Origin of the sequence: Streptomyces drozdowiczii (genome assembly GCF_026167665.1) — a bacterium.
In the GTDB taxonomy this organism is placed as follows: Bacteria; Actinomycetota; Actinomycetes; order Streptomycetales; family Streptomycetaceae; genus Streptomyces; species Streptomyces drozdowiczii_A.
In genome coordinates, this window is record NZ_CP098740.1 from 864038 (window position 1) to 886317 (window position 22280).

The following is a 22280-nucleotide window of genomic DNA, read 5'->3' on the forward strand; positions in this document are numbered from 1 at the left end:
CACGCGGGGAGGCTGCCGTCTACCGCAACGATAGGCCCGTCGGCCGCTTCCCCGTCACACCGGCTCAGCCGCCGAGCAGGACGGGGAAGGACTCCATGTCGTTCTGCGTCATCACCGGGAGCTTGCGCAGCTCGGCGTCGGGGATCGCGAGCCGCAGGTCCGGGAAGCGCGCGAAGAGCGCCGGGAGGGCGATGCCCGCCTCGACCCGGGAGAGCCCGGCGCCGGGGCAGATGTGCGGGCCGTGCCCGAAGGTGATGTGCCGGATCGGGGTGGGGCGCGTGATGTCGAAGGAGTCGGCGTCGGGGCCGTGCTGCTCGGGGTCGCGGCCGATCACCCGGTACGAGATGACCACGCCCTCGCCCTTGGCGATGACGGCGTCACCGACCTGGATGTCCTCGGTGGCGAACCGCATGAGCAGATGGGTGGTCGGGGTGTCCCAGCGCAGGGTCTCCTCGATGACGGTGTCCCAGGGCACCTCGCCGTCGAGGACCATCCGGAGCTGGTCGGGATGGGCGAGCAGGGCGCGTACGGCGTTGAGGATGAGCCCGATCGTGGTCTCGTGCCCGGCGGCGACCATGGCCTTGAGGTTGCCGACGACCTCCTCCTCGGTCAGCGGCTCGCCGCCCTCCTCGGCCAGGATCAGCGCGGACGTCAGGTCGTCCGTGGGGCGCGCGGTCTTCTCGCGTACGAGTCCGGCGTAGAAGACGTCCAGGTCGGCGAGGAGCGCCAGCCGCTCGTCCTGCGGGGTGAGCATGGAGAAGAACTTCTTGTACTGACGGGTCAGCATGGCGTTCTCGGCCGGGTCGACCCCCATCAGCATGCCGACGACCCGCATGGGCAGCGGCTGGGCGAACACCGACTTGAGGTCCACCACGGCCCCGTCCCGGCCGCCCTCCTCCAGCGCGTCCAGCAGCTCGGCGGTGAACTTCTCGATGGCGGGGCGTATCGCCTCCAGGCGGCGGGGCGTGAGTGCCTGGGAGGTCTTGGTGCGCAGCCTGCGGTGCTCGGCGCCGTCGACGGTGAACATGGACCGCCCGGCGTCGATCATGCCGATGAGCGGCCAGGCGTGCGTCACCTCGCCGCTCTGCCAGAGCCCCAGGCGTCGATGTCCTTGACCAGGCGCGGGTCGACCAGGAGCCGCCGGGCGTCCGCGTGCCGGGTGAGGGTCCACGCCGGGACGCCGAGGAGTTCGATCCGGGCCAGCGCTCCGGCGTCGCGCAGCCGGGCGGTCTCGCCGTCGAGGTCCTGGACCATCGGGTCGATGACGACGGCGGCACCCGGCCGGGCCGCGGCCTGGGCGGCATGGGGGCAGGTCACGAGAGGTCTCCTGTCGTGCGTACGGGGGTGAACCGGACGGGGAGCGTGGTGTTGCCGCGCAGGAAGGGGGAGGGCCGCCGGACCAGGTCCTCGACGGCGACGTCGAGCCGGAGGTCGGGCAGCCGGTCGAGCAGCACCTCGATGCCGGTCCTGGCGATGATCTCGGCGATCTCCTGGGCGGGGAACGGGCACCGGTACTCGCCGTGACTGAAGGCCAGGTGGGCGCCGTTGCCGCCGTGGGCGGGGCCCGCGCCGCCGGAGAGCCCCTGGCGGATCAGCGGGTCGGTGTTGGCGGCGCCGAGCCCGAGGAGCAGCATGTCGCCGGCCCGGATGCGCTGCCCGCCCAGCTGGGTGTCGCGGGCGGCCCAGCGGCCGGCCAGGATCTGGGTGGGGGTGTCCTCCCACAGCACCTCGTTCATGGCCTCGCCGATGCTGCGCCGGCCGCCGGCCATGGAGTCGGCGAACTCGTCCTCGGTGAGCATCAGCCGGACCGAGTTGCTGATCCAGTCGGCGGTCGGGAGGTGCCCGGCGGCCGTGATCGCCATCAGGTCGAGCGTGTACTCCTCGTCGGTGAACTCCTCGGGGTACGCGAGCATCCGGGAGGCCACGTCGTCGCCCGGCTCGGCCCGCTTCGCGGCGAGCAGCCGGGCCATGTGCTCCCCGAACCGCTGGTGGGCGCTCTGCGCCTCCGGTCCGCCGTCCGCGAGGTCCTTCAGGACGCGCGCGATGGCGGCGCCCTCCTCGTCGGGGAAGCCGACGAGCCGGGCCAGGACGAGCACGGGCAGCGGTTCGCAGAACTCCGCGACGAGGTCGGCGGTGCCCCGGGCGCACACCGCGTCGATCAGCCGGTCGGCCAGCTGCTCGCAGTGCTGCCGGATGCGGAACGGGTCGGCGGCTTCGAGGGCGGGGGTCACCATGCGGGCGTGCCGCTGGTGCTCCTTGCCCGCGCTGAAGTAGAGGGACGGCAGGGGGCGCCCGACCATCGGCAGCAGCGGCCAGTCGTCGGGGACGTTCGGCCACTGGTTCCAGAGGCCGACGTCGCGCGGGAACAGCTCACCGTCGCTGGTGACCCGGTGGAGCTCCCGGTAGCCGATGACCAGCCAGGCCGGGAAGCCGCCGAGGAGTTCGACGGGGACGACCGGCCCGTGGTCGCGGCGCATCGCGCGGTAGACGCTCCGGGGCTCGGTCTGGAAGCCGGGTCCCCAGAGCGGGACGGCGCCGGCGTGTGCCGGGCAGCCGGAAGGGGCGTCCGTGGACACCGGCGCGGACTCGGCCGGGGAGGGGCGCGTCATGAATCCTGACTCCTGTGGCGAACGACGGCACGCGCCACGATCACGCGGTCAACTCCCGCTCACTATAAGGATTTTATGAGCAGCAGGATGGTCATTCGCGTTCAATCCCGAACCCTGGGCGGTCGCCCGGCCGGTCCGCGCGGAGCCTCAGCCGGTGCGCAGCCCCGGATCGCTCACCCCGGGCGCCCCGGTCTCGACGTGCCCGGCGAAGCGCCGCAGGAAGGTGGCGTCCGCGTCGCTCGTGACGGTGACGTCGTACCAGCGCTTGCTGCGGCGCAGGTCGAGCGTCTGCCTCACGGTCTGCCCGGGTCGCACGGTGACCGCCCGCACCTCTCCCCCGTAGGCGGCGGCGCCGCGCAGGGTCAGCCGGACGGAGCCGGTGCCGGTGTGGGTGAGCGTGAGGTCGAGATGGCCGGTCGCGGTGTTGTGGCGGGCCGTCACCTCGGGGCCCGCGGCCTTGCCGGGGTTGCGGAAGGAGCGCAGGAAGCCGTTCGGGCCGTGGACGGTGAGGTCGGTGACGCCCTGGGAGTACGCGGTGTTCCAGGTGTCCCCGACCGTGGCGCCCGCGTGCGTGGTGTAGGTCCAGGGGCCGTCCGTACGGTTGCCGGACGTCACGAGGAACTGCGCGCCGGCCGCCGGTCCCCCGCCGAAGGTGAGCCGGAAGGTGCCGGCGGCCGGGTCGGCGGCCCCGTCCACCAGCGGCACGTAGGGCAGCGGGCGGGTGGGCCGCGAGCCGGGCTCCTGCTTCGGCACGGCTCCGGTGGCGGGCGGGACGGGCCGGTAGTCGGGGTGCCGGTCGCCGTCCGGGGGCTCGTAGGCGGCGGTGGACGGCAGTTCGGGCGCGGCGGGGTCCGTACGCCCGAAGTCGAAGGCGGAGGTGAGGTCGCCGCAGACGGCCCGCCGCCAGGGCGAGATGTTCGGCTCGTGCACCCCGAAACGCCGCTCCATGAACCGGATGACGGAGGTGTGGTCGAAGACCTCGGAGCAGGCGTAGCCGCCGGTGCTCCACGGCGACACCACGGTCATCGGCACCCGCTGGCCGAGGCCGTAGGGGCCCGCCGCGTAGCGCAGGTCGCCCGGGAAGTAGTCGGCGGCGGTGTCCACGGTGGACAGTCCCTGCGCGGGACCGGACGGGACGTACGGCGGCACGACGTGGTCGAAGAACCCGTCGTTCTCGTCGTAGGTGATGAACAGGGCGGTACGGCCCCACACCTCCGGGTCCGAGGTGAGCGCGTCCAGCACCTGCGCGATGTACCAGGCGCCGTAGTTCGCGGGCCAGTTGGGGTGTTCGCTGTACGCCTCGGGCGCCACGATCCAGGACACCGAGGGGAGCGTCCCGGCCTCGATGTCGGCCTTCAGGTCGTCCAGCAGACCGCCCCCGTTCCTCAGGTCGCTGCCGGTGCGGGCCTTGTCGTACAGGGCGTCGCCGGGCCGGGCGTCGCGGTAGGAGTTGAAGTACAGCAGCGAGTTGTCGCCGTAGGTGCCCCGGTAGGCGTCACCGATCCACCCCCAGGACCCGGCGGCGTCGAGCCCGTCGCCGATGTCCTGGTACACCTTCCACGACACCCCGGCCTCTTCCAGGCGCTCCGGGTAGGTCGTCCAGCCGTATCCGCGCTCGTCGTTGCCCAGCTCGGGCCCGCCGCCGGCGCCGTCGTTGCCGGTGTAGCCGCTCCACAGGTAGTAGCGGTTGGGGTCGGTCGAGCCGATGAACGAGCAGTGGTACGCGTCGCAGACGGTGAACGCGTCGGCGAGCGCGTAGTGGAACGGGATGTCGTCCCGGGTGAGGTGGGCCATGGTGGTCGCCGTCTTGGCGGGCACCCACTGGTCGTAGGCGCCCTTGTTGAACGCCCGGTGGCCGCCCGCCCAGTCGTGGTTCAGGTCCTGGAGGAACTGCATCCCGAGCTTGTCGGCCGGCGGCCGGAACGGCAGCACCTCCTTGCCCGCCGCGTCCGCCTGGTGCCACACCGGTTTGCCGCTGGGCAGCGTGACGGGGCGCGGGTCGCCGTAGCCCCGTACGCCCTTCATCGTCCCGAAGTAGTGGTCGAAGGAACGGTTCTCCTGCATCAGGACGACGATGTGCTCGACGTCCTTGATGGTGCCCGTCCGCCCTCGCGCGGGGAGGGTGGCGGCGCGGGCGATGCTGCTCGACAGGGCGGTGAGGGCGACGGAGCCCCCGGCGAGCTTCAGGAGCCGGCGGCGGTCGAGTTCTGCCATGGAGGGGAACCTTCGCAGTGGGGGATGGAAGACCGAACAGTCGGCGAACCTACCCACGGGGGGCCGGGATCATTCCCCGCGGAGCACCGGTGCCGGGGCCCGTCGCCCGGTGGCGGGCTGAGCGGCGAGGTGTACGCGCCCCCGCCGCGAGCCCCGAGGCGGCCATGTGGTCGTACGCGGTCAGGATGAGGTCCTTGGTGCGGTAGCCGCCGTACCGTGCCTCGTCCTTGCGCCGGACGATGGGGAAGGTGTCCAGGATGTACGCGGTGTCGGCGCGGCCGATCCCGTACAGGTGGAAGAAGAACGCGTCGAGTTCCGCGCGGATCCGGCCGCGGCGGTCCTCGTCCCAGTGGAACGGGCCGCCGGTGTCGCCCAGGTCGGCGGCGAAGCGGCCCATGTCATGGGCGGTGCAGGTGAGTTCGAGGACGCGCGGGGTCAGGAAGTCCGTGTGGCGGTGGACGGTATCCGGCGGCAGGACGGGGAGTTGGCGGATGTGGAAGAAGTTGAGGTTGAGCCCCGCCGCCTTCTGGCGGGTGACGTAGTCGTAGACGAAGGAGTTGAAGTGGGCCACCAGGGCGGCGCTGTCGCGTGAGTTCCTGGTGTGCAGCAGGAAGACGGAGTCGCCGATGGCCGCCGGGGGCAGGATCGCGGAGATCATGGTGCGCTGGTTGGTGGGGCTGCTGATCCGGAGGAAGGCGAGCCGGCCGGGCGGGGTGCCGGGCGGTGTCTCGGCGCGGTCCACCCAGTTGCCGGGGACGGCCAGGCGGGACGCGGAGGCCCAGGCGTCGGCCGTGAGATAGGCGGGCTGGTTCTGGCGCTTCACGGCGGTGGCGCTCTTGACCACGTCGGCCGCGCGGTGGTTGTAGGCGTCGACCATCTTGGCCTCGTACAGCGGGAGCATGACGCGGTCGCCGTTGACGTAGTGGTTTCCGGCCGCCTGCCAGCCGGTGGCCGTCAGCTCCTCGCGGGTGCGGAACCGGTGCGAGTCGTTGGCCATGTGGAACATCGTGCCGAAGGTGACGCCCCACGGGTTGCCGTCCGGGTCGCCCTCCTTGATCAGGACGGGGAGCCGCGCGTAGATGCCGAGGGTGATCTCGGCGTCGCGGCGGGTCCGGAAGACCGGGCAGGTGCCCGTGTTGGGGTTGAGGAGCGTGATCTCCTCGGGCGTGAGCGCGAACACCCTCCCCTCGTCGGCGAGTTCGGCAGGGTCGCGGAGGAAGAAGGCGAACCGGGCGGCGGGTTCGCGCAGGGCCCGGCCGGTCAGGGACAGGATGCTGAACTTGAACGAGCGGTGGACGTCGGGGAAGACCGGCGCGGCGTTCTCGAAGTCGTACAGGGCGGCGAGCGTGCCGCTGTCGACCAGGTCCTTGAAGTAGAAGCGGGTCGTCGCGTCCGTGGCGATGCCCGTCGGCACGATCATGCCCATCCGGCCGCGCGGGCCGGTCAGCGCACGGCCCGCCTCGGCGAAGACGGCGTACGTGTTGATGTCGCCGCGCCCGGTGAGCGGATACCGTCCGCCGGAGCGCAGGAAGTGGCTCGTCCCCTCCGCCGTGCGCTTGGCCGCCTCGAACGCCGTGTGCAGGGCGGTACGGTCCGGGTCCTCCTTCAACGCGGCGATCAGGCGTTTGCGGGCGGCGGCCGTCTTCGCGGCGGCGATCTCCGCGTCGTGCTGGGCGAAGAACTCCTGCTCCTGGAGCTTGATGCGCTCCCAGGGCGGGTTGCCGAGGACGCAGTCGAAGCCGCCGGGCCCGTCCGGTCCGAAGACCTCGGGGTATTCCAGGTGCCAGTGGAAGAAGCGGTACCGGTCCCGCAGCCGGGCGATCTCCTCGTGGGTGGCCCGGGGCGCGCCCGGCAGGTCGCGGAGGACCGCCTCGGTCACCCCCGGCGGCGCGTCCGCCGTCCTGCGCCACAGGAACGCGGCGCACCAGGCGTCGGCGGCCTCGCGCGGCGGTTCGACGGGCCGGTCGCACACGTCCTTCCGCTCGGCCCTGTTCCGCCTCCTCAGGGCCCTGGCGTGCGCGCGGTCGTCGCCCGCGAGCGGGGTGAACGCCGCGTCCGGGACGCCGCGCCGCAGCAGGTCCGGCGCCGCGCCGATCAGGGCGTTGCCGTGCTTGACGCGCGCGTCGAGGAAGGTGAGCGGCCGGCCGGGTTCCGGGGCCTCCAGCCACAGCGCCATCCTGGCCAGTTCGACGGCCATCGGGTCCAGGTCCACGCCGTGCACGCAGCGGGCGACGACCTCGCGGAGGGCGTCGCGGGACGCCTCCGTGCCGCCGCCGCGCACCGCCGCGAGGCGCCGGGCGATGCGGCGGGCCGCCGCCACCAGGAAGTGGCCGGAGCCGCAGGCCGGGTCGCAGACGGTGAGGGCGAGCAGCGCCCGGGCCGCTCCCCCGGCAGGGTCGGCGGCGTCCGTTGCCTCGCCGTGTGCCACGGCGGCGTCGAGGACGGGGTCGAGCGCGGCGTCGAGCAGGCATTCCACGAGGGCGGCCGGGGTGTAGTAGGAGCCCGTCGTCTTACGGGCGTTGCCGGGCAGCCCGACCAGCGTGAAGGCGCCGTCCGCCGCGTCGATCCGGGGGACGAGCTGGAGGAGCGATTCGTGGACGGAGCCCAGTTCCGCCGCGTCGAGGCGGCCGAAGTCGACCGGGCGGGCGCGGCGTGTGGCCGGGTCCGGGGCCTCGGACAGCTGGCGCACCGCCGTCAGCAGGTCGGCGTCGGACAGGGCCAGGCCGTGCAGCGGGGCATCGGCCTCCGTAGCGGTGAAGATCCCGCCGAGACCGGGCAGTCCGAGGCCCGGTTCCCCGTCCGCGCCGCCGAGGGCGTCGAGTACGGCGCGCAGCGCCGCGTAAAGGTCACTGTCCTCGACGGAGCCGCGCGCGCGGGCGCGGAGGCGGGCGGTGGAGAAGTGCGCCGCGTACCGCGTCCTGGCCGGGGTGGTCGCGGCCGGGGACAGCAGGGCGTCGCGGTCCTCGGTGACGAAGAGGAAGAGGAGCCGGAAGACGAGGCGAAGGAGGGCGTTGTGCAGGGCGCCGGCGTCCGCGTCGGCGCGCAGGGCGGTGTTGGCGGGGTGGCGCAGGAAGCCGGTGCCGAGGGTGGTGAGCGCGGCGCGCACCCCCTTGCGGAGCCGGTCCGGGGTCCGGCTGCTGGGGAGGGCGGACATCAGGCGGACTTCCCGGCGGTGACGGTGCGGAGCGGAGACGGGGAGCGAAATCGTATCCGAGGCGGTCGGCGTCCGGGAGGCCGTTCGCCGGGCGTTGGCTATCCTGAACGACCGTTGCGGATGTGATCACGGCGGCCGGGGGCCACGGGCGCGGACGGTGCCCGGCGAGGGGAGAGTCACGTGCAGGGTGCCGCGAGCCGGGGGTCGGCGAGGAAGGCCGAGCAGGCGTGGAACCAGGGGATGGTCCTCATGCGGCAGGGGGACAACCCGGGGGCCGCCGCGCAGTTCGCGCTGGCCACGCAGCACGACCCGAGCGCCGCCGACGCCTGGCTGGGACTGCATGTGACCGGCACCGACCAGAAGGCGGCACTGGACGGCATGCTGCGCAGCTCCGCGCGGTTCGGGGCGCTGCGCTCGAAGTACCAGTCGCCCTTCCGGTCGACCTTCCAGATCGGCCATTACGTCACCTTCCGGCTGGAGACCTCCCGCGATCTGTGGCTGGCGGCCATGTCGGCTTTCCTCGACGACCGGCGGCTCGACGAGGCGTGGAAGGGGCTCTCCACGGCGCTGCTGGACTGCGACGAGACCCGGTTCGTCTGCACCCGGTACGCGTTCCTGAAGGAGGACTGGCCGCTCGTCCTGAAGTTCGCGCCCGGGATCGGTGACGCGTTCCTGCGCGACGAGGCGCAGTTGTACGTGGGCGGGGCGCTGTTCGCCCAGGGGGTCTGCCACGAGTCGCTGAACGTGCTCTCCGCGCTGCCGGGAAGGCTGGACGCGGGCAGCAGGTTCGACGCCGAGGTGAAGTACTTCATGGGGCGGTCGCTGGAGGCGCTGGGCCGCGAGGAGGAGGCGCTGAAGCGGTACCAGTACGCGTTCCGGTGCGCGCCCGACCTGCTCGACGTGGAGTCGCGCGCCCAGGCCCGCCCGGTGAGCAAGCCCGCCCCGGCGCCCGCCGCTCCGGTCGCGGCCACGGCGGGCGGGGCTCCGGCGCGGTCCGGTTCCGGTGGGGACGGCGAGGGCGAGCTGTCCGCCGACGAGCGGGCCAGGGTGCTCGCCGAGGCGCAGCGGGCGCTCGACGCCATGATCGGGCTCCAGCCGGTGAAGCGCCAGGTGCGCACGCTGCTCGCGCAGTTGCGGATGTCCGCGCTGCGCGAGGAGCAGGGCCTGCCCGGCGGGGCCCGGCCCCGGCACTTCGTCTTCGCGGGGCCGCCCGGCACCGGCAAGACGACCGTGGCCCGCATCATCGGCCAGGTCTTCGCCGGGCTCGGGCTGCTGAGTTCGGGGCATGTGGTGGAGGCCCAGCGCGCCGACCTGGTCGGACAGCACCTGGGGTCGACGGCCCTCAAGACCAACGAGGTCATCGACTCGGCGCTGAACGGGGTGCTGTTCATCGACGAGGCGTACTCGCTCAACATCACCGGGCTCAACGGCGGTGACGCCTTCGGGAAGGAGGCGATCCAGGTCCTGCTGAAGCGGGCGGAGGACGACCGGGACCGGCTCGTCGTCGTACTCGCCGGATACCGGGACGAGATGTCGGAGCTGCTCGCCACCAACCCCGGACTGGTCTCCCGGTTCAACACCCGGGTCGACTTCCCCTCGTACTCCGCCGAGGAACTGGTGCTGATCGCCCGGTCCGTGCTGGCCTCGCAGGGCGACGAGCCGGACGCGGGCGCGCTCGACGTCCTGAACTCGCTGTGCGCGGCGATCGTGGACGGCGGCAAGGCCGATCTGGTGGGCAACGCCCGGTTCGCCCGGGAGCTGTGCGCGAAGGCGTCGGCGCAGCGCGACCTGCGGCTGTTCTCCGCGCACGCCGACTCCACACCGACCCGCGAGGAGATGGTCACGATCCTCGCCTGGGACCTCGTCGCCGCGCACGACGAGCTGATGGAGTCGCACCGGGACGTGGGCACGGCGTAACGCCTGTCTACGATCGATCGCGTGTGCGCACATGTGATCGTTGCCGAAGACGACGAGAATCAGGCCGAGCTGCTCCGCCGCTATCTCGAACGCGAGGGCCACCGGGTGACCCTCGCGCCCGACGGCCTCGCGGCGCTCGACGCGGTCCGGCACCGGGAACCGGATCTGCTGGTCCTCGATGTGATGATGCCCCGGGCGGACGGCCTCGACGTCGTACGCGTGCTGCGCGCGGAACACCGGGAGCTGCCGGTGCTGATGCTCACCGCCCGCACCACGGAGGACGATCTGCTGCTCGGCCTCGATCTGGGCGCCGACGACTACATGACGAAGCCGTACAGCCCGCGCGAGCTGATGGCCCGGGTGCGTACGCTGCTGCGCCGCAGCCGGCGGGGCGCGGGCGGCGAACCGGAGGATGCCGGGGTGCTGCGGGTGGGGGCGTTGGTGGTCGACCCGGTCCGGCACGTCGTGTCGGTGGAGGGGCGGGCCGTGGAGTGCACCCCGGGCGAGTTCCGCATCCTGGCCGCGCTGGCCGCCGAGCCGGACCGGGTGTTCTCCCGGCAGCAGCTCCTGGGCGAACTGCACGGATTCGACCGGTACATCAGCGACCGGACCGTAGATGTGCATGTGATGAACCTGCGCAAGAAGATCGAACCGGCCCCGCGCCGGCCCGTGCGGCTGCTCACCGTCTTCGGCGTCGGCTACAAGCTGACGGACCCGGCGAAGGCGGCGGCCCGTGCGGCGACTTCGTAGCGTGCGCCGCTCGCCCGGCCCGGGTGCGCGGCGGACCGTGCCGTTGCGCAAGAGCCTGTTCGCCCGGCTGCTCGCGGTCTCCGCCCTGGTCGCGGCCTGTTCGGTGGCGGCCACCGCCTGGCTCGCCGTGCAGACGACCTCGGGCGCAATCCGGCAGGAGCAGGGCCAGAACCTGGCCGCCGACGCCCGGATCTACCACCGGCTGCTCGGTTACGCGGCGGCTCATCCGACCTGGGACGGCGTCGGGGCCACGGTGCGCGAGCTGGCCGAGCAGTCCGGGCGGCGGATCGCGCTGACCACCCAGGCCCGCGCCCCGCTGGCCGACTCGGCGGCCCGGGACGCGGCGGCGCTCCCGGCCCAGGCGTCGGCGGTGGTCGATCCGCTGTCCGTGGACACCGCGCTGTCGACGGGCGCCGGGGCGACGGGCAGCACCACCACGGACCGGGTCGACCCGCGGGCGGTGGGGCCGTTCCGGCTGCCCGAGGCGGAGCGGACCCGGCTGCGGAAGACCGCCGACCGGGGCGTGGCCTGCCTGGGTGACTTCGGGATCGCCGCGGATGTGGTGGCGGGTGCGAGCGGGCGCCCGCTGATCCAGGTGGTGGGCGGCAACGACCCGGAGCGCATCCGGGGCACCGGCTGCGCCGTGGACGCGCTGGACACCCCGACGGCGACGGAGCGGAAGGCGCTGAAGGCGCTCAATCAGCTGGCCGACGCCTGTCTGGAGCGCCAGGGCCGCGACGGCGTCCACCTCAGCCTGGGCCTGTCCTGGGGTCAGGCCGCCGAGCCCGTTCCGGCGGAGGCGGTGCCGGTGCCGGCCGCGCCGATGGCCACGATGCCGCCGACCGCCGAGCCGAGCGCGGTCCCGACCGAGGCGCCCCGCGCGGAGCCGCGCGATGTGCCCGGCGCGGTGCCGGGCCCCGGCGACCAGCAGGCGGCCGCCACCGGCGAGAACGACCGGGCCGTCGCCTCCTGTGTGGGCACCGCCCGCCGGGAGCAGCTGAGTTCGTACGTGGCTTCGCCCGCCCTGCTGTTCATCGGCGACCCGGGCGGCGCGACCGTGCCCGGCTTCGACCTCTCCCCGGCGAACACCGCGCGGATCGCGGGCGCGGCTGCCCTGGTGCTGGCCCTGACCGTGGGCGCTTCGGTGCTCGTCGGCGCCCGCCTCGTACGCCCGCTGCGGGCGCTGACGGGGGCCGCCCAGCGGATGCGGGACGGGGAGGACACCGCGCCGGTGGTGGTGGCCGCGGACAACGAGATCGGGCGGCTCGCCGCCACGTTCAACGACATGTCCGCCCACCGCGCCCGCCTGGAGGCGCAGCGCAAGGCCATGGTCAGCGACGTCGCCCACGAACTGCGCACCCCGCTCAGCAACATCCGGGGCTGGCTGGAGGCGGCGCAGGACGGGGTGGCCGACCCGGACCCGGAGTTCATCGCCTTCCTGCACACGGAGGCGGTCCAGCTCCAGCACATCATCGACGACCTCCAGGACCTGGCGCAGGCGGACGCCGGCGCGCTGCGGCTGCACCCGGAACCGGTGGAGGTGGCGGAGTTGCTGGGGCAGGTCGCCGCCGCGCACCAGGCCCGGGCCGACGCGGCGGGCGTGGCGCTGGGCGTCCGGCCGCCGGACCGCCCGCTGCCGGCGCTGAGCGCCGACCCGGTCCGGCTGCGGCAGGCGGTGGGCAACCTGGTGTCGAACGCGGTGCGCCACACCCCGGAGGGCGGGAAGGTCACGCTGCGGGCTTACGGCTCCGAGGACGGGGACGCGGTGCTCGTGGACGTCGCCGACACGGGCAGCGGCATCCCGGCGGACGACCTGGCCCGCGTCTTCGACCGGTTCTGGCGCGGCGAGAAGTCCCGGTCGCGGCGGACGGGCGGCAGCGGGCTGGGGCTGGCGATCGTGCGGAAGCTGGCGGAGGCGCACGGCGGTACGGCCACGGCGTCGAGCACCCCGGGCGAGGGCTCGGTGTTCACGCTCCGCTTCCCGGCCGGCACCACGTCCCCCGGCACTCCGGACGACCCTGATGCGATGAACACAACGATCTGACAGCTTCCTCACAACTTGGCGCGAGCCTGTCCGCACGCCTCGCGCCGCGGTGCGCACCCGCACCGCGGCCGCCCCTGAGGCCGATCCGGAACGGAGCCCTGCCCATGCCCCTGCGCACCACCCTGCGTACCGCCCTCCTCGCCGCCGTCGCGGCCGGTGCGGTCTGCGTACCGGCCACCGCGGCCTTCGCCGACTCCTCGGCCAGGCCGTCGGCCAAGCCGTCCGCCGAGCCGACCCGTCCCCCGGCGGAGCAGTCCGCCGAACCGTCCGCCGTGCCGTCGGCCGCCGCGACGGAGCCGCCCTCGGCGGTCCCGTCCGAGGCCCCGCGCGGCGGCGTCGCAGCCGGTGAGCAGCCCGCCGGAGCCTCGGGCGGCGGCACGACCGCCCTCGCGGGCTCCGCGGCCGCCGCGCTGCTGCTCGGCGGCGCCGGGACGTTCGTCGTGCGCCGCCGCACCGCCCGCCGCGACGGCTGACCCGTCCCCAGCCGATGAGCCGCAGTGGCGCCGCCCTACCGACCCGGGCGGCGCCACTGCCGTACGTACGACCCCTGGAGCCCTGTCCATGCCCCGCACCGCCCGTCCGCTCGCCGCCGCCCTGGCCCTCGCCGCGCTCGCCGCTCTGACCGGCTGCTCCGGCGACCCCGCGCCGCAGCCCTCCGAGGCCGAGGCCCCCGCGTCGGCGGCGGCCCCCAGACCCCGCCCCCACCGCCGAACCGCCCTCCCACGTCTCCATCCCGTCCCTGGGCGTGGACAGCGACGTCATGCGGCTCGGCCTCAACCCGGACCGCTCGGTCGAGGTGCCGCCGGCCGACAAGGGCATGACGACCGGCTGGTACACGGGCAGCGCCGTGCCCGGCGAACCCGGCGCGGCGGTGCTCATCGGCCACAACGACACCCGCTTCGGCCGGGCCATCTTCCACGACCTGAAGAAGATCGCCAAGGGCGCGGAGATCGTGGTCCGGGACACCCGGGGCAAGGACGTCCGCTTCGAGGTCACGGCCCTGGAGACGGTGAGCAAGCACGCCTTCCCGACGGCCCGCGTCTACGGCCGCACCACGGAACGCGCCCTGCGCCTGATCACCTGCGACGGCGCCTTCGACACGGCCGGCCACCCGGTGGACAACCTGATCGTCTACGCGAAGCGGACGTAGCCGGGCGCTCTCAGCCCTTGCGCTTCGCCAGCCGCTGGCGCCGCGCCTCGTACAGCACGATCGACGCGGCATTCGACGCGTTCAGCGAGCTGGCCGAGCCCGTCATCGGGATGCTGACGATGTGGTCGCAGCGGTCCCGCCAGGCGCTGCTCAGGCCCGCCGTCTCGTTGCCGATGAGCAGCAGGACGGGCTGGGTCAGGTCGAATTCCGAGGCGTCGCACTCGCCGTCCTCGTCGGTGCCGACGACGAGGACCGGGCGGCCCCGGTCGCGCTCCGCGTCCAGCCAGTCGCCGACCTCGCGGTGCGAGGGGGTGCGGACGACGGGGAGGGCGAAGAAGGAGCCCGTCGTCGCGCGGACCGCCTTCGGGTCGTACGGGTCGGCCGCGTGCCCCGTCACGATGAGGCCGCGGGCGCCGAAGGCGTCGGCGGAGCGGACGATGCTGCCGATGTTGCCGGGCTGCGTCGGGCGGTCGAAGACGAGGCCGAGGAAGTCCTCGTCGACCCGGATGCGGGTCAGGTCGTCCGGCTCCATCTCGACCACGGCCAGGACCTCCGGGGCGCCCTCGGCCTTCTCGCTCAGCTCCGCGAGCAGGTCGGGGGCCATGGCGATGCGTTCCGTGCCGATGCCGCGCACCAGCTCCTCCGCCCAGCGGGAGAGCGGGCGGCTCGCGTCGTACAGGAGGGAGCGGATCGTCCAGCCGTGCTCGACGGCCATGGTGATCGGCCGGACGCCCTGGACGATGAACTCGCGGGCGCGGCCGCGCTTGGTCCGGTTGGTGAGCAGCGTCTGGAACTGCTGAAAGCGGGCGTTGCGGGTGGTGATCCGCTGCACAGCCACCGGAAATCCTCCAAGGGGTGATCGGCTCCTCCGTCGGCGGCACTGGGCCGCCCCGGAAACCAGAAATTCCCACGGTTCGCGATGAACCGTGGGAACTGGATGAGTGTCCGAGGGGGGACTTGAACCCCCACGCCCGATAAAGGGCACTAGCACCTCAAGCTAGCGCGTCTGCCATTCCGCCACCCGGACCAGGTGAACCGCCCCGGTCTCCCGCGGCGACATAGAAGACAATACCAGGGGTTCGGGGCGCCTCTCACCTGCATATCCGTGCGTACGGACCGTGCCGTCGGAGGGTCGGCGGCGGGATCCGCCGGTGGCCGGGCGGGGCGGGTTACGTTCACCACCATGAGTGATCGCGGCTCCCGTCCTCCCCGCGCGCTGTCGCCGCTGCGCGAACATCTGCGCGAGACCTTCTGGTTCGCCCCGGCCATGACGCTCGTCGTCGCGTGCGTGCTCTGGTTCGCCGCCTCGGCGGTGGACGAGCAGATCGTCTCGTACCTGCGCGAGGAGCAGGCGTACGAGGAGATCCAGGACCTGGTGAAGGTCGCCGAGGACACCAAGCAGATCGTGGTCACGGTCAGTTCGGCGATGATGACCTTCATCGGTGTGGTCTTCAGCATCTCGCTGGTCGCGGTGCAGATGGCGAGCGGCCAGCTCACGCCCCGGGTGGTGCGGATCTTCGTACGGAGCCGGATCAGCAAGCTGACCCTGTCGGTGTTCCTGGCGACGTTCGTGTTCTCGCTGCTGGTCCTCAGCTCGTACGAGAGCGAGACCGACCCGCGCCGGGTCACCTCGCTGCCGTTCGTGCAGAGCGTGCTGACCGCGCTGCTCGTGGGGCTGAGCCTGCTCCTTTTCATCGCGTACGTGAGTTCCACGCTGCGCCTGATGCAGATCGGGCCCGTCCTCGACCACATCACCCGGGACACCTTCCGGGTGCTGGGCCGGATGCCCGCAGGCCGCCCGGGCGGGGAGCCGCTGCCCGACGAGACCGGGCGGATCCTGTACGAGGGACGGGCCGGGGTGCTCCGCGATGTCAACGTCGCCCGGCTGGTCCGGGCCGCCCGGCGCCAGGGTGTGGTGCTCCGGCTGGTCCCCCGGCTCGGGGACTTCGTGGTGCCGGGGACGCCGGTGCTCGCCGTGCACGGCGGGGCGGCGCCGGGCCGGCACGCCCTGCGGTACACGGTGTCGGTGGGCGTGGAGCGCACCCTGCACCAGGACCTGGCGTTCGGGCTGCGCCAGCTGTCGGACATCGCGCTGCGGGCGCTGTCCGCCGCGACGAACGACCCGACGACGGCCGTGCAGTGCCTGGACCGGATCGTGCAGTTCCTGGCGGCGGCGGTGCGGCTGCCGCTGGGCACGGTGCACCACCGCGACCGTTCCGGCGCGGTCCGCCTCGTGCAGGAGGTGCCGTCGTGGGAGGACCTGGTGGACCTGGGTTTCGAGGAGGTGCGCCGGTGCGCGGCGGACGTCCCGCAGGTGTCGCGCCGACTGCTCGCCGGGATCGACGACCTGCTGCCGCTGGCCGGCCCCGACCGGCGGGGGCCGCTCGTCCGGCACCGCACGCTCCTCGTCCAGGCGGTGGAGCACGCGGTGCCGGACGCGGACGAGCGGGGGTTCTCGCTGCTGCCCGACCGGCAGGGGATCGGCTGAGGGGCCGGTCCCTCAGTCCTTGCCGCCGAACGCCGCGTCGAAGGACGCGCTCGGCGGGTCGAAGTCGTACCGCTTCAGCGATGCCAGCGCTTCCGGGGCGCCCGCCAGGCGGTCCATTCCGGCGTCCTCCCACTCCACCGAGACCGGGCCCTCGTAGCCGATGGACCGCAGCATGCGGAAGACGTCCTCCCAGGGCACGTCCCCGTGTCCGGCCGAGACGAAGTCCCAGCCCCTGCGCGGGTCGCCCCAGGGCAGATGGGAGCCGAGGCGGCCGTTGCGGCCGTCCAGGCGCTTGCGGGCCTCCTTGCAGTCGACGTGGTAAATGCGGTCCCGGAAGTCGTACAGGAAGCCGACCGGGTCCAGGTCCTGCCAGACGAAGTGGCTCGGGTCGAAATTGAGGCCGAAGGCCGGGCGGTGGTCCACCGCTTCGAGCGCGCGGTGCGTGGTCCAGTAGTCGTACGCGATCTCGCTGGGGTGCACCTCGTGGGCGAAGCGGACGCCCTCCGCGTCGAAGACGTCCAGGACCGGGTTCCAGCGCTCCGCGAAGTCCTCGTAGCCGCGCTCGATCATGTGCGGCGGGACCGGCGGGAACATCGCGACCAGGTGCCAGATCGAGGAGCCGGTGAAGCCGATGACGGTGTCCACGCCGAAGGCGGCGGCCGCCCGCGCGGTGTCCGCCATCTCGGCGGCGGCCCGCCGGCGCACCCCTTCCGGCTCGCCGTCGCCCCAGATGCGGGCGGGCAGGATGCCCTGGTGGCGTTCGTCGATGGGGTGGTCGCAGACGGCCTGGCCCACCAGGTGGTTGGAGACCGCCCAGCACTTCAGGCCGTACTTGTCGAGGAGTTGGCGTCGGCCGTCCAGGTAGGCCGGGTCGGCGAGGGCCTTGTCCACCTCGAAGTGGTCGCCCCAGCAGGCGAGTTCGAGGCCGTCGTACCCGAAGTCGCGGGCGTACCGGCAGACCTCCTCCAGGGGGAGGTCGGCCCACTGGCCGGTGAAGAGGGTGAAGGGACGGGGCATGGGGACGGGACCTCCTAGAGGGTCACGGGGGTGAGGACGGAGTTCTTCGCGGCGCTCTCCTCCACCGCGGCCAGCACCCGCTGCACCTGGAGGCCGTCCGCGAACGTCGGTACGTCCGGGGTGCCTCCGGCGATGGCGCACACCACGTCCCGGGCCTGGTGGACGAAGGTGTGCTCGTAGCCGAGGGTGTGGCCCGGCGGCCACCACGCCTCCAGGTACGGGTGCTCGGGCTCGGTGACGAGGACGCGCCGGAATCCGGCCGTGGCGGCGGGTTCGGTGTGGTCGTGGAAGGACAGTTCGTTGAGGCGCTCCAGGTCGAATGCGAGCGAGCCGCGCTCCCCGTTGATCTCCAGGCGCAGGGCGTTCTTGCGGCCGGCCGCCATCCGGGTCACCTCGAAGGACGCCAGGGCGCCGGAGGCGAGCCGGCCGGTGAAGGCGGCGGCGTCGTCCACGGTGACCGGGCCGGTGCCACCGGCCGCCGCCCCGCCGCCGAGGCCCCCGGACGGTCCGGCGGGCCGGGGGCGTTCGCGTACAAAGGTCTCGGTCAGCGCCGACACCGCGACCAGCGGCTCGCCCGCGAGGTACTGCGCGAGGTCCACGACGTGCGCACCGAGGTCGCCGAGCGCGCCGGAGCCCGCGCGGTCCTTGTCCAGGCGCCAGGTGAGCGGCGACGCGGGGTCGGTCAGCCAGTCCTGGAGGTAGACGGCGCGCACATGGCGCAGGGCGCCGAGGCGGCCGTCCCCGATGAGCCGGCGGGCGTGGGCGAGGGCGGGCACCCGGCGGTAGTTGAAGCCGACGAAAGCCGACCGGCCCCGGGCGGCGGCGCGCCGGGCCGCCGCCGCCATGGCCTCCGCCTCGGCCACGGTGTTGGCGAGCGGCTTCTCGCAGAGGACGTGCTTGCCGGCCTCCAGGGCGGCGACGGCGATCTCCGCGTGGCTGTCGCCGGGGGTGCAGATGTCGACCAGGTGCACGTCGTCGCGGGCGATCAGGGCGCGCCAGTCGGTCTCGGCTGCGGCCCAGCCGTGCCGGCCGGCCGCGGCCTCGACCGCGGCGCGGTCGCGTCCGCAGACCGCGGCGAGGGCGGGCCGCATCGGCAGGTCGAAGACGTGTCCGGCGGTGCGCCACCCCTGGGAGTGGGCGGCGCCCATGAACGCGTATCCGACCATGCCGATCCCGAGCGTCGGCGGCGCTGCCGTCTCCTGCTGCGTCTGATCCCTCTGGGCCATCCGGGGCTTCCTCCTCGTCGGTGGTGCGGCACGTACGGTCGCGGGGCGGGTCAGTTGAAGCCCGTCGGCAGGTACTGGTCGACGTTGTCCTTGGTGACGACGGCGGAGTACAGGGTGAGGCTGGTGGGGATCTCCAGCTCGGAGAGGCCGGACACCCCCTTGGACTGACCGAGGGCGCGGGCCAGGTCGATGGCGGAGGCGGCCATGGTCGGCGGGTAGAGGACGGTGGCCTTGAGGACGCTGTTGTCGGCCTTGATGGCGTCCATGGCGGACTTGGCCCCGGCGCCGCCGACCATCAGGAACTCGTCGCGCCCGGCCTGCTGGATCGCACGCAGGGCGCCCACGCCCTGGTCGTCGTCGTGGTTCCAGAGGGCGTCGAACTTCTTCTGCGCCTGGAGGAGCTGCGCCATCTTCGCCTGGCCCGACTCCACGGTGAATTCCGCCGCCTGACGGGCCACCAGTTCGATGTTGGGGTAGTTCTTCAGTGCGTCGGCGAAGCCCTTGCTGCGCTGTTTGGTGAGTTCCAGGTTGTCGATCCCGGCCAGCTCGACGACCTTGGCGCTCTTCCTGTCCTTGAGCTGTTCGCCGATGTAGGTGCCGGCGTTGAGGCCCATGCCGTAGTTGTCGCCGCCGACCCAGCAGCGGTACGCCTGCGGGGAGGCGAAGACGCGGTCCAGGTTGATGACGGGGATGCCCGCGCGCATGGCCTCCAGGCCGACCTGGGTGAGGGCCTTGCCGTCGGCGGGCAGGACGACCAGGACGTCGACCTTCTTGTTGATGAGGGTCTTGACCTGGCCGATCTGGGCGGCGGTGTCGTTGGAGCCCTCGGTGGTCTCCAGGGTGACCTCGGAGTACTTCTTCGCGCGGGACCTGGCCTGCTCGTTGATGGCGTTGAGCCAGCCGTGGTCGGCCTGGGGTCCGGCGAAGCCGATGGTGACGGGCTTGCCCGGCTTGTCGTCGGCGGCGGGCGCCCCGCTCTGCGCGGGTGCGTCCTTCTCCTTGGGGTCGTTGCTGGTGCAGGCGGTGAGGAGGGCGCCGGCGGAGACGGCTGCGGTGCCGAACAGGAGCCCTCTGCGACTGGTTTGCGGCATGGCTGTGGAACCCTTCATCCGGTGGGTGGGTGTGCGGCGGGGGGTGGACGGGCCGGGTGGTTCAGGTCTCGGTGCGGGCGGTGCGGCTCTGCACGAGGACGGCGGCGACGATGATCGCGCCCTTGGCGATCTGCTGGACGTCGCTCTGGAGGTTGTTGAGCGCGAAGATGTTGGTGATCGTGGTGAAGATCAGGACGCCGAGTACGGAGCCGGTGATGGTGCCGCGTCCGCCGCTGAGGAGGGTGCCGCCGATGATCGCGGCGGCGATGGCGTCGAGTTCGTAGAGGTTGCCCGCGGTGTTCTGGCCGGAGCCGGAGAGGACGATCAGCATGAAGGCCGCGATGCCGCAGCACAGCCCGGACAGCAGGTAGAGGTAGAGCCGCTGCCTGCGGACGTCGATGCCGGCGAGCCGGGCCGCTTCGGCGTTGCCGCCGATGGCGACGGTGCGGCGGCCGAAGGTCGTACGGTTCAGCAGCAGCCAGCCGGCGACGGTGACCGCGGCGAAGATCAGGACGAGCGGCGGGATGCCGAGGACGTAGGAGTCGGGCAGCCCCAGGTCCAGGACCGCGTCGACGGTGACGATCTGCGTCTTGCCGTCGGTGATCATGAGCGCGACCCCGCGCGCCGAGGCGAGCATGGCCAGCGTCGCGATGAACGGCACCACCCTCCCGTACGCGATGAGCACCCCGTTGACCAGTCCGGCGCCGAGGCCGACGAGCACGGCGGTGAACAGGATGCCCGCGAGCCCGTACTCCTGGGTGGCGACCGTGCTCGCCCAGACGGAGGCCAGGGCGACCATCGCGCCGACCGAGAGGTCGATGCCGCCCGAGGTGATGACGAAGGTTACGCCGACGGTGACGACTCCGATCACCGACGCCTGGGTCAGGACGAGTTGGAGGTTGCCGGTGTCCAGGAAGGCGTCGGGTTCGGTGAATCCGCCGACCGCCACCAGCACGGCGAGGATGCCGAGCAGGGACAGGGTGTGCAGGTCCAGGCGCAGTCCGAGGGCGCGCGGGGGTCCTGGCTTCTTCAGGGCCACGGGGGCGGGGGCCTGGTCCGGCCCGCTCTGCCGCGCCGTGGGAACGGGGTGGGTCATGACGTCGGGCTCCCTTCCATCACGAGGTCGAGTACGCGGTGCTCGTCCAGCTCCGTGGCGTCGGCGCTGTGCACCACGCGCCCTTCGCGCAGGACGAGCACCCGGTCGGCGAGGCCCAGGACTTCGGGCACTTCGCTGGAGACGAGCAGCACGGCCAGCCCTTCGTCGGCCAGCCGGCGGATCACGGCGTAGAGCTCGGCCCGGGCGCCGACGTCGACGCCGCGGGTCGGTTCGTCCAGCAGCAGCACCCGGCAGCCGCGCAGCAGCCAGCGGGCCAGGACCGCCTTCTGCTGGTTGCCGCCGGAGAGGTTGCGGACGGGGGTGTCCGGGTTGTCGGGGTGCAGCGACAGGGTCCGGGTGGCCTCGCCCGCCGCCCTGCGCTCCGCGATGCGGTCCAGCCAACCGGCCCTGGAGTAACGGGACATGGTGGACAGGGAGACGTTGCGGGTGACGGATTCGAGCATCAGCAGGGCCTGGGCCTTGCGCTCCTCGGGGGCGAGGCCGATGCCGGCGGCGACGGCGGAGCGCACGCTCCCGGGCCGCAGCGCCTTCCCGTCGACGGTGACCCGCCCCGCGGTGGCCCGGCGGGCGCCGTAGACCGTCTCCAGGATCTCGGAGCGCCCGGAGCCGACGAGCCCGGCGAGGCCGACGATCTCCCCGGGCCGGACCTCCAGGTCGACCGGGGCGAACTCCCCTTCCCTGGCGAGCCCTTCGACGGTGAGGACGGGGGCGGCCTCGGCGCGTCCGGCGGGCGGCGGGGTGCGGGGCGGGAAGACGTACTCCACCTTGCGGCCCGTCATCAGGGCCACGATGTCGTGCGTCGGGGTGGTCTCGGCGGGCAGCCCGGCGGCGACGGCCCGGCCGTCCTTGAGCACCGTCACCCGGTCCCCGATGCGGCGGATCTCCTCCAGCCGGTGCGAGATGTAGACGACGGCGACGCCCTCGGCGGTGAGCGAGGCGATGATCCGGAAGAGGTTGCCGACCTCGTCGGGGTCGAGCGCGGCGGACGGCTCGTCCATCACGATGAGGCGTACGTCGTGCGAGAGCGCCCGGGCCATGGACACGATCTGCTGCTGGGCGGCGGAGAGTTCGCCGACCGGCCGGGCCGGGTCGATCTCCGGGTGACCGAGCCGGACCAGCAGGGCCGCCGCCTCGGTGCGGGCGCGGCGGGAGCGGACGACGAAGCCGGCGCTGGTGAACTCGTGGCCCAGGAAGATGTTCTCGGCCACCGACAGGCCCCGGACCAGGTCGAGTTCCTGGTAGATGGTGGCGATGCCGAGGCGCATGGCGGCCATGGGCGACTTGAGTTCGGCGGGTGCGCCGCGCCAGCTGATCTCGCCGTCGTCGGGCTGGTGGGCGCCGGCCAGGACCTTGATGAGGGTGGACTTGCCGGCCCCGTTCTGGCCGAGGAGGCAGTGCACTTCGCCGGCCTGGACCTCCAGGTCGACGCCGTCCAGGGCGCGGACACCGGGGAAGGACTTGGTGATGCCGGACATGGTGAGCAGCGGTGGTTGCGGAGCCATG

The 22280-nt window shown here is 73.1% G+C and carries 14 protein-coding genes, 1 tRNA gene and 2 pseudogenes; 6 read left to right on the plus strand and 11 right to left on the minus strand.

The window, feature by feature from the left end; all coding sequences use genetic code 11:
- Window positions 1–64: 64 nt before the first annotated feature.
- From NEH16_RS03910 to NEH16_RS03925, 4 genes and pseudogenes are all read right to left on the minus strand, one after another.
- Window positions 65–1317, minus strand: a pseudogene (locus NEH16_RS03910) (cytochrome P450 family protein).
- Window positions 1314–2609 carry a cytochrome P450 gene (locus NEH16_RS03915; protein WP_265539222.1) on the minus strand — a complete coding sequence of 432 codons (1296 nt, stop codon included), beginning with the start codon at window positions 2607–2609 and terminating at the stop codon, window positions 1314–1316. Before NEH16_RS03915 ends, NEH16_RS03910 begins: the two are co-directional and overlap by 4 nt.
- Window positions 2610–2756: 147 nt before the next feature.
- A complete protein-coding gene (locus NEH16_RS03920) occupies window positions 2757–4823 on the minus strand; it encodes a phosphocholine-specific phospholipase C (RefSeq protein ID WP_265539224.1) in 2067 nt (688 codons plus the stop codon).
- A 49-nt stretch (window positions 4824–4872) separates the two neighbouring features.
- On the minus strand, window positions 4873–7977 hold the full coding sequence (locus NEH16_RS03925; protein ID WP_265539226.1) for an Eco57I restriction-modification methylase domain-containing protein: 3105 nt from the start codon (window positions 7975–7977) through the stop codon (window positions 4873–4875).
- A 180-nt stretch (window positions 7978–8157) separates the two neighbouring features.
- Between NEH16_RS03925 and NEH16_RS03930 the strand changes: the two genes are divergently transcribed.
- The 5 genes and pseudogenes from NEH16_RS03930 (at window position 8158) to NEH16_RS03950 (ending at window position 13838) form a co-directional block, all read left to right on the plus strand.
- Complete coding sequence (locus tag NEH16_RS03930; RefSeq protein WP_265539228.1) at window positions 8158–9894, plus strand: AAA family ATPase; 1737 nt, start codon at window positions 8158–8160, stop codon at window positions 9892–9894.
- A gap of 21 nt (window positions 9895–9915) precedes the next feature.
- On the plus strand, window positions 9916–10644 hold the full coding sequence (locus NEH16_RS03935) for a response regulator transcription factor (protein ID WP_265539230.1): 729 nt from the start codon (window positions 9916–9918) through the stop codon (window positions 10642–10644).
- Window positions 10628–12688, plus strand: a complete 2061-nt coding sequence (locus tag NEH16_RS03940; protein ID WP_265539232.1) for a sensor histidine kinase — start codon at window positions 10628–10630, stop codon at window positions 12686–12688. Before NEH16_RS03935 ends, NEH16_RS03940 begins: the two co-directional genes overlap by 17 nt.
- A gap of 104 nt (window positions 12689–12792) precedes the next feature.
- Entirely contained in the window at window positions 12793–13161 is a 369-nt protein-coding gene (locus NEH16_RS03945; protein ID WP_265539234.1) for a hypothetical protein, read from the plus strand.
- Between the two features lie 88 nt (window positions 13162–13249).
- A pseudogene (locus NEH16_RS03950) lies at window positions 13250–13838 on the plus strand (class F sortase).
- A 10-nt stretch (window positions 13839–13848) separates the two neighbouring features.
- Here NEH16_RS03950 and NEH16_RS03955 read toward each other — a convergent pair.
- Both NEH16_RS03955 and NEH16_RS03960 read right to left on the minus strand, forming a co-directional pair.
- Entirely contained in the window at window positions 13849–14670 is an 822-nt protein-coding gene (locus NEH16_RS03955) for an RNA methyltransferase (protein WP_265547059.1), read from the minus strand.
- A gap of 110 nt (window positions 14671–14780) precedes the next feature.
- A tRNA-Leu gene (locus NEH16_RS03960) sits at window positions 14781–14865 on the minus strand.
- Window positions 14866–15021: 156 nt separating this feature from the next.
- Between NEH16_RS03960 and NEH16_RS03965 the strand changes: the two genes are divergently transcribed.
- Window positions 15022–16326, plus strand: a complete 1305-nt coding sequence (locus tag NEH16_RS03965; protein WP_265539236.1) for a DUF2254 domain-containing protein — start codon at window positions 15022–15024, stop codon at window positions 16324–16326.
- Between the two features lie 12 nt (window positions 16327–16338).
- Here the strand turns inward: NEH16_RS03965 and NEH16_RS03970 are convergent, their stop codons facing one another.
- The 5 genes from NEH16_RS03970 to NEH16_RS03990 all read right to left on the minus strand — a co-directional run bounded on the left by NEH16_RS03970 (window position 16339) and on the right by NEH16_RS03990 (window position 22279).
- Window positions 16339–17343: a sugar phosphate isomerase/epimerase family protein gene (locus NEH16_RS03970; RefSeq protein ID WP_265539238.1), complete on the minus strand. Its 1005-nt coding sequence runs from the start codon at window positions 17341–17343 to the stop codon at window positions 16339–16341.
- 14 nt (window positions 17344–17357) lie between these two features.
- Window positions 17358–18569, minus strand: a complete 1212-nt coding sequence (locus NEH16_RS03975) for a Gfo/Idh/MocA family protein (RefSeq protein ID WP_265539240.1) — start codon at window positions 18567–18569, stop codon at window positions 17358–17360.
- 50 nt (window positions 18570–18619) lie between these two features.
- Window positions 18620–19660 (minus strand): substrate-binding domain-containing protein, encoded by a 1041-nt coding sequence (locus tag NEH16_RS03980; protein ID WP_265539242.1) that lies wholly within the window; start codon window positions 19658–19660, stop codon window positions 18620–18622.
- A 61-nt stretch (window positions 19661–19721) separates the two neighbouring features.
- Window positions 19722–20756 carry an ABC transporter permease gene (locus NEH16_RS03985; protein WP_265539245.1) on the minus strand — a complete coding sequence of 345 codons (1035 nt, stop codon included), beginning with the start codon at window positions 20754–20756 and terminating at the stop codon, window positions 19722–19724.
- Complete coding sequence (locus tag NEH16_RS03990) at window positions 20753–22279, minus strand: sugar ABC transporter ATP-binding protein (protein ID WP_265539247.1); 1527 nt, start codon at window positions 22277–22279, stop codon at window positions 20753–20755. The genes NEH16_RS03985 and NEH16_RS03990 overlap by 4 nt, the downstream gene beginning before the upstream one ends.
- Window position 22280: the final 1 nt, after the last annotated feature.

What these genes read in the sequence shown, in the direction of transcription:
- NEH16_RS03915 (WP_265539222.1), bottom strand. Translation starts at nt 2,609, where the DNA reads ATGACGCGCCCCTCCCCGGCCGAGTCCGCGCCGGTGTCCACGGACGCC.
- NEH16_RS03920 (WP_265539224.1), bottom strand. Translation starts at nt 4,823, where the DNA reads ATGGCAGAACTCGACCGCCGCCGGCTCCTGAAGCTCGCCGGGGGCTCC.
- NEH16_RS03925 (WP_265539226.1), bottom strand. Translation starts at nt 7,977, where the DNA reads ATGTCCGCCCTCCCCAGCAGCCGGACCCCGGACCGGCTCCGCAAGGGG.
- NEH16_RS03945 (WP_265539234.1), top strand. Translation starts at nt 12,793, where the DNA reads ATGCCCCTGCGCACCACCCTGCGTACCGCCCTCCTCGCCGCCGTCGCG.
- NEH16_RS03965 (WP_265539236.1), top strand. Translation starts at nt 15,022, where the DNA reads ATGAGTGATCGCGGCTCCCGTCCTCCCCGCGCGCTGTCGCCGCTGCGC.
- NEH16_RS03970 (WP_265539238.1), bottom strand. Translation starts at nt 17,343, where the DNA reads ATGCCCCGTCCCTTCACCCTCTTCACCGGCCAGTGGGCCGACCTCCCC.
- NEH16_RS03975 (WP_265539240.1), bottom strand. Translation starts at nt 18,569, where the DNA reads ATGGCCCAGAGGGATCAGACGCAGCAGGAGACGGCAGCGCCGCCGACG.
- NEH16_RS03980 (WP_265539242.1), bottom strand. Translation starts at nt 19,660, where the DNA reads ATGCCGCAAACCAGTCGCAGAGGGCTCCTGTTCGGCACCGCAGCCGTC.
- NEH16_RS03985 (WP_265539245.1), bottom strand. Translation starts at nt 20,756, where the DNA reads ATGACCCACCCCGTTCCCACGGCGCGGCAGAGCGGGCCGGACCAGGCC.
- NEH16_RS03990 (WP_265539247.1), bottom strand. Translation starts at nt 22,279, where the DNA reads ATGGCTCCGCAACCACCGCTGCTCACCATGTCCGGCATCACCAAGTCC.